This window comes from Micromonospora sp. AB353 (genome assembly GCF_049538395.1).
Lineage (GTDB): Bacteria > Actinomycetota > Actinomycetes > Mycobacteriales > Micromonosporaceae > Micromonospora > Micromonospora aurantiaca.
Genome location: NZ_JBMVFV010000058.1, coordinates 1 through 14,018, shown reverse-complemented (window position 1 = coordinate 14,018; position 14,018 = coordinate 1). Strand labels below are relative to the sequence as shown.

Annotated in this window: 10 protein-coding genes; 8 read left to right on the top strand and 2 right to left on the bottom strand. The window is 72.7% G+C overall.

Going from position 1 to position 14,018, the window contains the following annotated elements; genetic code table 11:
* Positions 1–29: 29 nt before the first annotated feature.
* Together ACPCK6_RS21420 and ACPCK6_RS21415 are read right to left on the bottom strand one after the other, a co-directional pair.
* A complete protein-coding gene (locus ACPCK6_RS21420; protein ID WP_423482027.1) occupies positions 30–1,049 on the bottom strand; it encodes a TAXI family TRAP transporter solute-binding subunit in 1,020 nt (339 codons plus the stop codon).
* Positions 1,025–3,301, bottom strand: coding sequence for a TRAP transporter permease (locus tag ACPCK6_RS21415; RefSeq protein WP_423482026.1), 2,277 nt, complete (start codon positions 3,299–3,301; stop codon positions 1,025–1,027). Before ACPCK6_RS21415 ends, ACPCK6_RS21420 begins: the two co-directional genes overlap by 25 nt.
* A gap of 919 nt (positions 3,302–4,220) precedes the next feature.
* Between ACPCK6_RS21415 and ACPCK6_RS21410 the strand changes: the two genes are divergently transcribed.
* The 8 genes from ACPCK6_RS21410 (at position 4,221) to ACPCK6_RS21375 (ending at position 13,995) form a co-directional block, all read left to right on the top strand.
* Positions 4,221–5,312, top strand: a complete 1,092-nt coding sequence (locus tag ACPCK6_RS21410) for a YihY/virulence factor BrkB family protein (protein WP_423482025.1) — start codon at positions 4,221–4,223, stop codon at positions 5,310–5,312.
* A gap of 208 nt (positions 5,313–5,520) precedes the next feature.
* On the top strand, positions 5,521–6,699 hold the full coding sequence (locus ACPCK6_RS21405; protein ID WP_318335228.1) for an ROK family protein: 1,179 nt from the start codon (positions 5,521–5,523) through the stop codon (positions 6,697–6,699).
* Positions 6,696–8,276 carry a sugar ABC transporter ATP-binding protein gene (locus ACPCK6_RS21400; RefSeq protein WP_423482024.1) on the top strand — a complete coding sequence of 527 codons (1,581 nt, stop codon included), beginning with the start codon at positions 6,696–6,698 and terminating at the stop codon, positions 8,274–8,276. Before ACPCK6_RS21405 ends, ACPCK6_RS21400 begins: the two co-directional genes overlap by 4 nt.
* On the top strand, positions 8,273–9,361 hold the full coding sequence (locus ACPCK6_RS21395) for an ABC transporter permease (protein ID WP_396882719.1): 1,089 nt from the start codon (positions 8,273–8,275) through the stop codon (positions 9,359–9,361). Before ACPCK6_RS21400 ends, ACPCK6_RS21395 begins: the two co-directional genes overlap by 4 nt.
* Before the next feature lie 91 nt (positions 9,362–9,452).
* On the top strand, positions 9,453–10,505 hold the full coding sequence (locus ACPCK6_RS21390; RefSeq protein WP_269697466.1) for a substrate-binding domain-containing protein: 1,053 nt from the start codon (positions 9,453–9,455) through the stop codon (positions 10,503–10,505).
* A 53-nt stretch (positions 10,506–10,558) separates the two neighbouring features.
* Complete coding sequence (locus ACPCK6_RS21385) at positions 10,559–11,731, top strand: Gfo/Idh/MocA family protein (protein WP_423482037.1); 1,173 nt, start codon at positions 10,559–10,561, stop codon at positions 11,729–11,731.
* A gap of 210 nt (positions 11,732–11,941) precedes the next feature.
* Positions 11,942–13,090, top strand: coding sequence for an inositol-3-phosphate synthase (locus tag ACPCK6_RS21380; protein ID WP_423482023.1), 1,149 nt, complete (start codon positions 11,942–11,944; stop codon positions 13,088–13,090).
* Positions 13,087–13,995 carry an SCO3242 family prenyltransferase gene (locus ACPCK6_RS21375; RefSeq protein ID WP_423482022.1) on the top strand — a complete coding sequence of 303 codons (909 nt, stop codon included), beginning with the start codon at positions 13,087–13,089 and terminating at the stop codon, positions 13,993–13,995. The genes ACPCK6_RS21380 and ACPCK6_RS21375 overlap by 4 nt, the downstream gene beginning before the upstream one ends.
* The last annotated feature ends 23 nt before the right edge of the window (positions 13,996–14,018 follow it).

The window sequence follows — 14,018 nt, the reverse complement described above, 5'->3', positions numbered from 1 at the left end:
GACGCACGTCCGGGCCCGGCCCGTTCAGGTCAGCTCGCGCCGAGGTCGCTCAGCGCCCGCTCCGCGCCACGGTGCAGCGGCACCGGGTCGGTCTTGCGGGCGTTGCCCAGCTCGATGCCCTTCGCCGCCGGGTTCGCCTGGGCCAGGGCGTCCTTCTTCTCGAAGACCGTCCGGGTGATCGCGCAGGCCACGTCGGCGTCCAGGTCGTCCCGCACCAGCAGCACGTTCGGCACCACGATGGTGGGCACGTCGGCCGGGGTCCGGTAGATGTCCTTGCCGATGGTGCCCGCCTGGTACGCCGGGTTCAGCTCGGCCATCTTCGGCAGCAGCGGGCTGATGTCGACGAACTTCACCTTGTCGCCGGACGTGGTGAACAGGTCGGTGACCCCGCCGGTCGGCACGCCGCCGGACCAGAAGAAGCCGTCGATGCTGCCGTCCTTCATGCCGTCGACGGTCTTGGTGAGGTCCAGCCGCTGCGCCTGGACGTCCTTGGCCGGGTCCAGCCCGGCGGCGGTGAGCAGCCGGTTGGCGATGACCTCGGTGCCGGACTTCGGCGAGCCGGTGGAGATCTTCTTGCCCTTCATGTCGGCCACCGACGTGATCCCCGCGTCGGCGCGGACCACCACCTGGGTGTAGTTGTCGTAGATCCGGGCCAGCGCCTTGACCGGCTGCGGCGCGGTGAAGCTCCCCTTGCCCTGCACCGCGTTGACAGCGGTGTCGAACAGCGAGAACGCCACGTCGTACTGGCCGGCGACGAGCTGTTCGACGTTCTGCACCGAGGCGCCGGTCTCGGCGGCCGTCCCGGTGAGCTTGCCGTCGGTGGTCTTGCTCAGCTCACCGGCGAGCGCGTTGCCGACCACGTAGTAGACGCCGGTGGCGTTTCCGGTGGCGATGCCGACCCGGGTGTCCTTGGTGACCTTGCAGCTGACCTCGCGGGCGGCGTCGTCCTTCGCCGCGCCGTCCTGACGGCCTCCGCAGCCGGCGGCACCGGCGGCGACCAGGACCAGTGCCCCGACACCCGCCACTATCCTCGCGTCGATCCGTCCCACTCTCTCTCCTCCCCAAGGTCCACGGATTCTTCGACCGCCGGGCGGCCGGGGTGTCCGGCGGCGCCACGTCGGACGTACACGCCCGCGACCGCGAGCGCGGCGAGTGCCGCGCCGATCGCCATGGGCAGCGGTTCCAGCCAGAGCAGCACCAGCCCGGCGACCGCGCCGACGATCCGCTCCGGCACGCCGGCCGGGCCCACACCGGGTAGCCAGCCGCCGGCCGCGACCGCCAGCACCGCCACGCCGAGCGCGGAGACCAGACCGGCCGTCACGATCCGCCCGGGCCCGCCGATGCCGAGCAGCCCGAGGCCGGTCGGCGTGATGACGAAGGCCAGCGGGATCAGGTACGCCGGCAGCGCGTACCGCAGGGTCTGCCACATGGTCGGCACCAGCCGGCCGCCGGTGACGGCGGCGGCGGCGACAGCGGCGAGCGCGGTCGGCGGCGAGACCTCGGACAGCACCGCGAAGTAGAAGACGAACATGGCCGCTGCGGGCGCTTCGACGCCCAGGTTCAGCAGCGCCGGGCCGATGATCACCCAGCCGATGACGAACGAGGCGGTGACCGGCACGGCGAGGCCGAGCAGGCTGAGCGCGACGGCGGCGAGCACCGCGGTCAGCGCCAGCACCACCGCCGGCTCCGAGCTGACCGCCTGCGCGCCGTCGATCAGCAGCGCGGCGGCCTGCGGCCCGAGGCCGGTCTTCGTGGTGGTGGCGGTGATGATGCCGGCCGCGGCGCAGACGGCGCTCACCGCGAGCACCCCGCGTACGCCGTCGCGCAGCGCCGCCACCAGCCGGGCCGGCGTGAGCCGGTGCCGGCGGTCCAGGAAGGACAGCGCCGCCGCGATCACGGTGGCGATGACGACGGCCCGCATCGCCGACGCGCCGAGCGCCAGCACCACGATGATCACGAGAAGTGAGAGGAAGTGGTAGCCGAAGCGGGCCAGCAGCCGCCACGCCGAGCCGGTGTCGATGACCACCGGGCGCACGCCGGAGCGCCGGGCGTCGATCTCGACGGAGAGCAGGATGCCCAGGTAGTAGAGGATCGTCGGCACCGTCGCCCAGCCGAGCACCTGGAGGTAGGACACGCCCAGGTACTCGGCGATGATGAACGCGGCGGCGCCCAGCGTCGGCGGCGACAGGATCGCCCCCACACCGGCGGCGGCGAGCATGCCGCCCGCCCGCTCGGCCGGGTAGCCGGCGCGGCGCAGGATCGGCCAGGTCACCGCGCCGATGCTGACGGTGGTGGCGGCGCCGGAGCCGGAGACCGTGCCGAGCAGGAAACCCGAGGCGACTGCGGTACGCCCGGCGGCCGTGCGCGAGCGGCGGAACGCGGCGGCGGACAGTTCCACGAAGAACCGGCCCGCGCCGGACAGGTCGAGCACCGCGCCGTAGATGGTGAACAGCACGATGTACGAGGCGGCCACGTCCAGCGGGGTGCCGTAGAAGCCGCTGTCGGAGTTGTAGAACGCGTCCACGAGCTGCCCGAAGTCGAGCCCCGCGTGCGCCACCGGCCAGGACTGCGGCAGCAGGCCGCCGTAGTAGCCGTACCCGAGGAACAGCACGCACACCGCGGGCAGGATCCATCCGGTGGTACGCCGGCACGCCTCCAGCAGCAGGAGCAGCAGCCCGGTGCCGAACGCCACGTCCAGCGGATCCAGCAGGCCCTGCCGGTCGAGGAAGGCGTCGTACCCGCCGCCACCGGCGCCGATGGTGATCGGCAGCACCGGGTAGAGGCAGACGACGAGCGCCGCGAGGGCCAGCAGCCAGTCCACGGGCGTGGGACCGCGCCGGTCGTCCACGTCGCCCGCGTGGCCCTTGGCGCGTCGCAGCCGCACCCCCGAGGGGTACGCGAGGAACACCACCGGCAGGACGCCGGCCAGGAAGAAGATGAGGTAGTACTTGCTGCCCTGAGCCAGCGGGAAGAAGACCTGCCAGAGCGTCAGCAGTCCGACCGCGACGGTGACGCCGGTGAAGAGGACCCCGATCGGGCCGGCGAGCACCCGTCCCGGTTTCTCCTCCTCGAAGCGGGCGGCCAGTTCGCGGGCGTCCTGGGTTCGGCCCGGGTTCTCGCCCTTGTCGCGGGCCTCGCTCTCGTCCGCGGTGTGCTGCTCGCCCGCGGTGTCGTGCTCGTCCGGGGTGTGGTGGTGCGCTGCTCGGCTGTGGTGGTGCGTCTCGCCCGGCCCGTCGTCGGCCCACTCGGGCCCGGGGACGCTTCCGTCGTCCGGCGGCAGCGACACCACCTCGGCGTCCACGTCGGACCCCGGTCGTCCGCCGGACGGCGGCCGGGGTTTGGGGGGAGTCGCGTCGGAGGGGCGAACGGGCGGCACGAGGGGGCACGATACGCGAATGGCGCGCATGTTGGGAACATTGCCGATCATGATTGCAATGAGTGACGGAATGGAGCGTCGCTCATTCGCGTCACATATTTCTTGAAACTGTTTCGCGATGATGGGAGGTCGTCTCTCGTGGCTCTCTCCCGATACCGCTTACAACGATGAAGAATGGGCATGCCCGTGATGCTTGTCGTCACGCAACGTGTCCACTCAGGTGGGTGCGTCTCCCGTGTCGGCTCGCGCGGGCGGCGCCCGTCGCGCCGGGTCGTACGCGCTCGTGCGCGCCGCGCTCACCCGGTGGGGAAATGGCCCCAAAGCGTGTTCGCCGGCTCGCGTTTCCACGATCATCTCCACTTCCCCGAGGTGGTGGCATCGAAAGACGGATCACGCGTTACTTCGGCGCCCCGGCCGTACCCCGCGCTCTCGCTTCCGCGCACGCCGGTGGCCGACCCTCGGTGAGTGGGACGTCATGGGTGCTTGCGGCCCCGTTTGACACCCATGACGTTCCACTCGTCGTGACGGTCGTCGAGATGGTGGCGATTGGTGGTCGCGGCGGAGCGGCGGCTCGCCAGGATTTCGGGCGGGGAGTGGTGGGGTGCCGGTGACAGCGCTGCCCCCGCCACCTTTGCTCTGCACCCATCGGCGCACATGGTTACAGAGCGTGTCTGCCGCGCGCGTGGCTGCAGAGCAAAGGCGGCCAGCGGGGTGAAGGTGCCGACGGGAGAGGCGGCGGCAGGTGCGAGCAGTGGGGCGCGAGTGGCCGGTTTGCGGGCGCGGCGGTTATCGCTGCCCTCGTCAGGGCATGTCGTGCGGGACGACATGACGACGAGGAGGTGCCATGGCCGCCCGCGACGACGCCCACGACGTCCACGAGGACACCCGCGACGGGCGCGACGACGCCCCCGCCATGCGCGACGACACCCGCGCCGGGCACGACCGGCCCGACGGGCGGAAGCATGACGGACCGGTGGGGCCGGACGACGGGCCGGACAGCCCGGCCGACCTGTCGGCGACGGGCTGGATGGCGACCCTCAAGCGGACCGTGCGGGAGTTCCAGGACGACAGCCTGACCGACTGGGCCGCCGCGCTCACCTACTACGGCGTGCTCTCCATCTTCCCGGGCGTCCTGGTGCTGATCTCGGTGCTCGGCCTGCTCGGCGACCGGGCCACCGAGGGGGTACGGGACACCGTCGGGCAGGCGGTGCCGGAGGAGAACATCCGCCGCATCATCGAGAGCGCTATCGACCAGGCCGGCCAGTCCGGCGGGCTGGCGAGCATCGCGGCGATCGTCGGTCTGGTGGCGGCGTTCTGGTCGGCGTCCGGCTACGTCGCCGCGTTCATGCGCGCCTCGAACAGCATCTACGACGTGCCGGAGGGGCGGCCGATCTGGAAGACGCTGCCGGTACGCCTCGGCGTGACCGCGGTGATCGGCGTGATGCTGCTGATCAGCGCCGTGATCGTGGTGTTCACCGGCGGGCTGGCCGAGCAGGCCGGGAACGCGATCGGCCTGGGCGAGACCGCCGTGACGGTGTGGAACATCGCCAAGTGGCCGGTGCTGCTGGTGCTGGTGAGCCTGATGTTCGCGATCCTCTACTGGGCCTCGCCGAACGCCCGGCACGGCGGCTTCCGCTGGGTCAGCCCCGGCGGTGTGCTCGCGGTGGTGCTCTGGCTGGTGGTGTCGGGCCTGTTCGCGCTCTACGTGAGCAACTTCGGCTCGTACAACAAGACGTACGGCGCGGTGGCCGGCGTGATCATCTTCCTGGTGTGGTTGTGGCTGAGCAACATCGCGATCCTGCTGGGCGCGGAGTTCGACGCCGAGTTGGAACGCAGCCGCGCCATCGCGGCGGGGCACCCGGCCGACGAGGAGCCCTACGTGGAGCTGCGCGACGACCGCAAGCTGCGCAAGAAGGGCCGCGCGCCCTCCCGCTGACCCGAGATCGCGACGCCCCGCCCGGAAGTCACGCGGGCGGGGCGTCGCGTTTTCATGATCCGGAACTCGCTTTTGTTCGTATGGACAAAAGTTTGCATCAGACGTGCCGAAGCTATGGACACGCGGCCCGGAAGGCTCCTACTGTGTCGGACACAACACACAACGCCGTCATCGATGAGACGGACTTCCGATGCGGAGGTGACTGCCGGTGCGGACGGTCGACCCCCTGCACGTACGGCTTCTGCGACTGCTCCGGGACGAGGGCGCGGTGTCCCGCGCCGAACTCGGCGACCGGCTCCAGATGCCCCGCCCGCGCCTGCTCGCCGAGCTGGAACGTCTGGTCTCCCTCGGATACGTGGCCGAGGCCGGGCTGGCCGCCTCCCGGGGCGGGCGCCGCTCCACCCTCGTCGAGCTGAGCCCGCACCTGCGCTTCGCCGCCGTCGACCTGGGCGCCAGCTCGATCGACGTGGAGGTGGTGAACGGCCGGCTGGAGACGGTGGCCGCCTACACCGAGGCCGCCGACATCCGCTCCGGCCCGAAGGTGACGCTCCAGCGGGTGAACGAGCTGCTGCACAAGGCCGAGGTGGACGGCGCGTACGAGCGGCTCGACGCGGTGGGCATCGGCGTACCGGGGCCGGTCAGCTTCCGCGACGGCGTGCCGGTCTCCCCGCCGATCATGCCCGGCTGGGACCGGTTCCCGGTCCGCGAGCTGCTCACCCGTGAGCACGGCTGCCCGGCGGTGGTCGACAACGACGTCAACATCATGGCGATCGGCGAGCGGCACGGCGGCGTGGCCCACTCGGTCGACGACTTCCTGTTCATCAAGATCGGCACTGGCATCGGGTGCGGCATCTACCTGCACGGCGAGGTCTACCGGGGCACCGACGGCTGTGCCGGGGACATCGGCCACATCCAGGTCGACCCGAACGGTCCGATGTGCAGCTGCGGCAACCTCGGTTGCCTGGAGGCGGTGTTCAGCGGTGCCGCGCTGGCCCGGGAGGCGACTGTGGCGGCCCGCACCGAGGTGTCCCCGGCGCTGGCCGAACGGCTGGCCGCCCGGGGTGTGGTGACCGCGCTGGACGTGGCGCAGGGGGCGATCGAGGGGGACGTCACCTGCATCCAGCTCATCCGCGACGGCGGCCGGCGGGTCGGGAGCGTACTGGCCGGGCTGGTCAGCTTCACCAACCCGTCGATGATCGTCATCGGCGGCGGGCTCGCCCAGCTCGGGCACATCCTGCTCGCCGAGATCCGCAGCGTTGTCTACCGCCGCTCGCTGCCGCTGGCCACCGGCAACCTGCCGGTCGTCCTGTCCGAGCTGGGCCCGCGTGCCGGCGTCGCCGGCGCCGCAGTGCTCGCAAGTGACCTCGCGTTCGGAGAAGCAGCATGAGCGAGATCGGACAGTCCGAGGCCCGGCCGCTCGTCGAGGCGCCCGCGGACGCCGTCGCGGGCGAGGTGGTCCTGCGCCTCACCGACGTCGTCAAGACGTTCCCGGGGGTACGCGCGCTCGACGGCGTGCAACTGGAGGTGCGGGCCGGTGAGGTGCACTGCCTGCTGGGGCAGAACGGCGCCGGCAAGTCCACGCTCATCAAGGTGCTGGCCGGGGTGCACCGGCCGGACTCCGGTGAGGTGCTCTGGCGCGGCGAGCCGGCCTCGTTCGCCAACCCACAGGCCGCCATGCGCGCCGGTATCGCCACCATCTACCAGGAACTCGACCTGGTCGACGACCTGTCGGTGGCGGAGAACGCGTTCCTCGGCCACGAGCCGCGCCGGTTCGGCTTCGTCCGGCGGGGGCACATGGCCCGGCGTACCCGGCAGATCCTGGCCCGGCTCGGCCACCCGGAGATCCCGCCGGGGCGGCTGGTGCGGCACCTGCCCGCCGCCGGCAAGCAGATCGTCAGCATGGCCCGTGCGCTGTCCCACGAGGCCCGGCTGATCATCATGGACGAGCCGAGCGCGGTGCTGGCCCACGACGAGGTGGCGAACCTGTTCCGGATCATCCGGGAACTCACCGCGCAGGGCATCGCGGTCATCTACATCTCGCACCGGATGGAGGAGATCCGCGAGATCGGCGACCGGGTCACCGTACTCAAGGACGGCCGGACCACGGCGGCGAGCCTGCCGGCCCGCGAGACACCGACCCGCGACCTGGTCGCCCGGATGACCGGGCGGACCATCGAGTACGTCTTCCCGCAGCGCCCGGCCGACCACGGGGGCGGCGCGGAGCTGTTGCGGGTGGACGGGCTGACCCGGCCCGGCGAGTTCGCCGACGTCTCGCTCGGGGTCCGGGCGGGAGAGATCGTCGGCATCGCCGGGCTGGTCGGCTCGGGCCGGTCGGAGCTGCTGGAGACCATCTTCGGCGCGCGCCGGGCGCACGCCGGGACGGTCCGGGTCGACGGCCGCGTGTTGCGTCCGGGCAGCGTGGGCGCCGCGGTACGGGCCGGGATGGGCATGGCGCCGGAGGAGCGCAAGAGTCAGGCGCTGCTGCTCGGCGAACCGATCTACCGCAACGTCACGCTCGCCACGTTCAGCAGGTACGCCCGCCTCGGCTTCACCGACACCGGACGGGAACGCGCCGAGGCGGACCGGATCGCCGCGTCGCTGGAACTGCGTCCCCGGGACGTACGCCGGCCGGTGCGCACGCTGTCCGGCGGCAACCAGCAGAAGGTGGTGGTCGGGCGGTGGCTGCTCGGTGACACCCGGCTGCTGTTGCTCGACGAGCCGACCCGGGGCGTGGACGTGGGCGCCCGCGCCGAGCTGTACCAGGTGATCCGCGATCTGGCCGCCCGTGGCGTCGGGGTGCTGCTGGTCTCCAGCGAGGTGCCCGAGGTGCTGGGCCTGGCCGACCGGGTGCTGGTGATGCGGGAGGGCCGGGTGGTCCGCGAGGCCCCGGCCGGCGAACTGGACGAGAACACCGTGCTCGACCTCGTGATGGCGGGGTCCCTCATGGAAGGCGCACCGGCATGAGCGACGTTACCGACACCTCGCTGCCCGCGCAGTCGCCGCCGGTGGAGCGGACGGAGACCGCGAAGGTCGACGCGCCGGCGAAGCTCTCCTGGTGGCGCGGCGACGGCGGGGAGGGCGCCAAGCGCAACCTCGGCCTGCTCGCCACGCTCGTCGTGCTGGTGGTCATCGGCGTCCTGACCCGCCCCGACCTCTACGGCGACCCGAACTGGGTGTGGGGCAACACGCTCACCATCCTCAAGCTCGCCTCGGTGGTCGGCGTGGTCACCGTCGGCATGACCTTCGTGATCATCGGCGGGGGCATCGACCTGTCGGTCGGCGCGATCGTCGCGCTCGCCGGGGTCTGGTGCACCACAGTCGCGACGCAGAGCTACGGCGCGGGCGGCATGATCTTCACCGCGCTCACCGTCGGGCTCGCCGTCGGCGTCGTGAACGGGCTGCTCGTGTCGTACGGGCGGCTGGTGCCGTTCATCGCCACGCTCGCCATGCTCGTCGCCGCGCGAGGGCTGGCGGCGGAGATCTCCGATAAGCAGACCCAGGTGTCGGGCAACACGTTCATCAACGGCATCGCCAGCACGAACGTGCTCGGCATCCCGCTGCTGGTCTACATCCTGGTGGCGGTGGTGGCGGCCGGCTGGGTGCTGCTGAACCGGACCACGTTCGGCCGCCGTACGGTGGCGGTCGGCGGCAACCCGGAGGCGGCCCGGCTCGCCGGCATCAACGTCCGCCGGCACACGGTGCTCCTCTACGCGCTGTCCGGCCTGTGCTGCGGCATCGCCGCGGTCATGCTGACCGCGCAGGCCACCTCCGCGCAGGCGGCGATGGCCAACCTCTACGAGCTGGACGCGATCGCCGCCGCGATCATCGGCGGCACGCTGCTCAGCGGCGGGCGGGGGACGATCATCGGCTCCCTGCTCGGGGTGATCATCTTCTCCACCATCACCAACCTGTTCGCCATCAACAACCTGTCCGCCGAGGCCCAGAACATGGTCAAGGGCGGCATCATCGTCGCCGCCGTCCTGGTCCAGCAGGTGCAGTTCGGCAGTCTCACCCAGTTCCTCGCCCGCAACCGGGCCACCACCACCTGACCCCACGCGCACATCCCGGCTGCCGTCGTACCGACGGTGGTCCGGCCCGCCACACCCGAAACCACCCCACCACCTCATCCCAGGAGGCGTCATGAGAACACCGCGCCATGACCTGTCCCGCCGCCGGCTGCTCTTCGGCGGGGCCGCCGTCTCCGCCGGGGTGCTGCTCGCCGGCTGCACCAGCAACGAGCAGAGCCCGACCGAGGCGCAGACCAAGGCGGCCGGTTCCGGCGCCAACACCGAGACGGGCAAGAAGGTGAGCATCGGCTTCTCCGCCCCCGCCGCCGACCACGGCTGGATCGCCGCCATCACCAACAACGCCAAGGCGCAGGCCGGGGCGTACCAGGACGTGGAGCTGAAGTCGGTCGAGGCCGGCGCGGACGCGGCGGCCCAGCGGGCGGCGCTGTCCACGCTGATCTCGCAGAAGCCCGACGTGATCGTGCTGCTGCCGCACGACGGCAAGGAACTCAACGCGTTCGGCCTGGAGGCGATGAAGGCCGGCATCCCGGTGGTGAACCTGGACCGGGCCTTCCCGGACGCGCGCGCCTACCGGCTGCAGATCAAGGGCGACAACTACGGCATGGGAGTGGCCGCCGCCACCTACATCGCCGAGCAGCTCAAGGCCAAGGGCGTGAGCAACCCGGTGATCGGCGAGATCCCCGGCATCGAGTCGCTGGAGCTGACCCAGGAACGGTCGAAGGGGTTCGCCGACACGCTCGCCTCGTACGGGTTCAAGGTCGCCAACCGGCGGCCGGCGGAGTTCACCGTCGACTCCGGGCAGCAGGCCGCCACCGGCCTGTTCCAGGCGCTGCCGAAGATCGACGCGGTCTGGAACCACGACGACGACCAGGGCATCGGCGTGCTCGCGGCGGTCAACCAGGCCAACCGTAAGGAATTCATCATGGTCGGCGGCGCCGGCTCCAAGAAGGCCATGGAGGACATCGCCGCCGACAACACGGTCCTCAAGGCCACAGTCACCTACAGCCCGTCGATGGCCTCCTCGGCCATCTCCCTGGCCCGCCTGATCGGCCAGGGCAAGGGCATGTCCGACCTGGTCGAACTCCAGGTACCGAAGGAGATCGTGCTCGCCTCCGAGACGATCACCAAGGAGAACGCGAGCGACTACCTGAAGCTCGGGTTCTGACACACGGGGGGAGACCCACCTTGTCCAGTCACGACAGCATCCTGCGGGTCGGCATGGTCGGCTACGCGTTCATGGGCGCCGCGCACTCCCAGGCGTGGCGCACCGTGAACCGGGTGTTCGACCTGCCGGCGCGGGTGCGGATGGCGCTCGTCTGCGGCCGCGACGAGCCGAAGGTGGCCGAGGCCGCCGACCGGCTCGGCTGGGACGGCTACACCACCGACTGGCGGCGGCTCGTCGAGTCCGACGAGGTCGACGTGGTCGACATCTGCACGCCGGGGGACAGCCACCGCGAGATCGCACTCGCCGCGCTCGCGGCGGGCAAGCACGTGATGTGCGAGAAGCCGCTCGCCAACAGCGTCGCCGAGGCCCGCGAGATGACCGAGGCCGCGGCCCGGGCACGCGAGTCCGGGGTACGCGCGATGTGCGGCTTCAACTACCGGCGGGTGCCGGCTGTCGCCCTGATGCGGCAGCTGGTGGCCGACGGGCGGATCGGCGAGATCCGGCACGTCCGGGCGACCTACCTCCAGGACTGGATCGTCGACCCGCAGTTCCCGCTGGTGTGGCGGTTGCAGAAGGACAGGGCGGGCTCCGGCGCGCTCGGTGACATCGGCGCGCACATCATCGACCTGACCCAGTACGTCACGGGTCAGCTCGTCACCGGGGTCAGCGCGCTCACCGAGACGTTCGTGCGGCAGCGGCCACTCGTCGCCGGGTCGAGCGGCCTGGCCGCGCAGGCCGACGGCAACGGCAGCGCCGTGGGCCCGGTGACCGTTGACGACGCGGCGGTGTTCGTGGCCCGGCTCGACGGGGGAGCGCTGGCCACGTACGAGGCGACCCGGTTCGCCACCGGCCGCAAGAACGCCCTGCGGGTCGAGATCAACGGCTCGCGCGGCAGCGTCGTGTTCGACCTGGAACGCCTCAACGAACTGGAGTTCCTGGACGCCACCCGGCCGGCCGCCGAGCAGGGCTTCAGCCGGATCCTGGTGACCGAGCCGGACCACCCGTACCTGGGCGCGTGGTGGCCGCCCGGCCACATCATCGGATACGAGCACTCCTTCACCCACCAGGCGCGCGACTTCGTCGAGGCGGTCGCCACCGGCACCGACCCGGCCCCGTCGTTCGCCGACGCGCTTCAGGTCCAGCTCGTGCTCGACGCGGTGACCCGCTCGGCCGAGCGGGCCGCCTGGACGGAGGTGGAGCCAGCGCTGGCCGAAGCTTCCGCCTGACCCGAGGCGGCCCTGCGGGGTACGCCCGACACTCACCGGCGCCGGCCGGCGAGGGCCCGCCGCGGTTGCGCCCCGCGGCGGGGACGAGGCCGGCTCCGGGGAGCGTGCCGCCGGTGTCCGCCGGCACGACCAGCACGGCCCTCCGGTGCGGCCGGACCGGGATTCCCCGGCCGCACCGGCGGACCGGCCTTACCTGGGGAGGTAGCGCGAATGCGTACGGGTGTCTGGCTGGTGGGTGCGCGCGGCTCGGTCGCCACCACAGCCGTGGTCGGGGGACTGGCCCTGCGGGCCGGGCTCACCGCGCCGACCGGCTGCGTGACCGAGCTGCCGGACCTGCGCGGGCCCGCCCTGCCGGGCTTCGCCGATCTCGTCTTCGGCGGCCACGACGTGGTCGCCACCCCGCTCACCAAACGCGCCGAGGCGCTCGCCGCCGCAGGCGTGCTGCCCGCCCGGCTGGCCGACGCCGTGGCACCCGACCTGGCCACCGTCGAGGCGGCGCTGCGGCCCGCGCCCACCGACGGCGACCAGGGCGAGCGGATCGCCGCAGTGGTGCGCGACCTGACCGACTTCCGGACCCGGCACGGGCTGGACCGGGTGGTCGTGGTGAACGTCGCCGCCACCGAGCCGGCGCCCGCACCGCACCCGGCCCACAGCGACCCGGCCGTGCTGCGCGACGCGCTGACCGGCCCGGCCGACGTGCTGCCACCCAGCTCCGCGTACGCGTACGCGGCGTTCACCGCCGGCTGCCCGTACGTGGACTTCACCCCGTCCACCGGCGCCCGCCTGCCGGCCCTGGCCGCGCTCGCCGCCGAACGCGGGCTGCCGTACGCCGGGCACGACGGCAAGACCGGCGAGACGCTGCTCAAGTCGGTGCTCGCGCCGATGTTCGCGATGCGGCACCTCGCCGTGCGCTCCTGGTCCGGCACGAACCTGCTCGGCGGCGGCGACGGCGCCACGCTCGCCGACCCGGCGGCCAACGCCGCGAAGGTGGGCAGCAAACAGCGGGTGCTCGCCGAGACGCTCGGCTACCTGCCGCAGGGCCACACCCGGATCGAGTACGTCGAGGAACTCGGCGACTTCAAGACCGCCTGGGACCTGGTCACGTTCGCCGGTTTCCTCGGCACCGGCATGCGGATGGAGTTCACCTGGCACGGCTGCGACTCGGCGCTGGCCGCGCCGCTCGTGCTGGACCTGGCCCGGCTCACCGCCACCGCGCACGCCGCCGGCCGCCACGGCCCGCTGACCGAGCTGGCGTTCTTCTTCAAGGATCCGCTCGGCGCGGCCGGTCACGCGCTCGGTGACCAGTGGACGGTGCTGCGGGACTTCGCCGCCGGCCTGCACGCCCGGGTGACGCCGTGACCCGGCTGGCCGACCTGGCCGAGCTGGTCCGGGCGCCCGCCGCGCTCTCGGTACCCGGGGACGTGCTGGCCGGCGCTGCCGCGGCCGGGACGCTGGGCCGCCGTACACCCGCCCTGGCCGGCGCGTCGGTGCTGCTCTACTGGGCCGGGATGGCCGCCAACGACTGGGCGGACCGGCGGCTGGACGCGGTCGAGCGGCCGGAACGGCCGATCCCGTCCGGCCGGGTGCGCCCGTCGGTGGCGCTCGGCGTCGCGTCCGGCCTGACCGCCGCCGGGCTCGCCGTCGCCACCGCCGCCGGGGGCCGTCGCGCGGCGGCTGTCGCGCTGCCGCTCGCGGCCACGATCTGGGGGTACGACCTGCGTGCGAAGAACACCGCCGCCGGCCCGGCGGTGATGGCCGCCTGCCGCGGGCTGGACGTGCTGCTCGGCGCGTCCGGCGGCCGGGTGGTCCGGGCGCTGCCCGCAGCGCTCACCGTCGCCGCGCACACCTGGACCGTGACCGCGCTGTCCCGCCGTGAGGTGACCGGCGCGGACCGGCGGCTGCCGGGCCTCACGCTCGCCGGCACCGCACTGATCGCGCTCACCACCCCGGCCCGGCCCACCGTGTTAAGCGGGGCCCCCTGCTCTACCGGATGCGTTAAGAGGGGGCCCTTCCTTCGGCTGGGGGAGCTGGTGCCGGCGGTGCTCGCCGCCGGGTACGCCGTCCGCTACGGCCGGGCGCAGGCCCGGGTGCTCGCCGACCCGTCACCGGCCCGGGTCCGCGCGGCGGTGGGCGCCGGGATCACCGGGCTGCCCGCGTTGCAGGGCGCGCTGACCGCCCGCGCCGGGGCCCGGCTGCTCGGCCTCGCCGTGGCCGGCGCCGCCCCGCTCGGCCGCCGCCTGGCCCGACTGATCTCGCCGACATGACCGCCGCCGGCCCGCTGCCCGGC

What these genes read in the sequence shown, in the direction of transcription:
- ACPCK6_RS21390 (WP_269697466.1), top strand. Translation starts at nt 9,453, where the DNA reads ATGAGAACACCGCGCCATGACCTGTCCCGCCGCCGGCTGCTCTTCGGC.
- ACPCK6_RS21410 (WP_423482025.1), top strand. Translation starts at nt 4,221, where the DNA reads ATGGCCGCCCGCGACGACGCCCACGACGTCCACGAGGACACCCGCGAC.
- ACPCK6_RS21400 (WP_423482024.1), top strand. Translation starts at nt 6,696, where the DNA reads ATGAGCGAGATCGGACAGTCCGAGGCCCGGCCGCTCGTCGAGGCGCCC.
- ACPCK6_RS21385 (WP_423482037.1), top strand. Translation starts at nt 10,559, where the DNA reads ATGGTCGGCTACGCGTTCATGGGCGCCGCGCACTCCCAGGCGTGGCGC.
- ACPCK6_RS21380 (WP_423482023.1), top strand. Translation starts at nt 11,942, where the DNA reads ATGCGTACGGGTGTCTGGCTGGTGGGTGCGCGCGGCTCGGTCGCCACC.
- ACPCK6_RS21395 (WP_396882719.1), top strand. Translation starts at nt 8,273, where the DNA reads ATGAGCGACGTTACCGACACCTCGCTGCCCGCGCAGTCGCCGCCGGTG.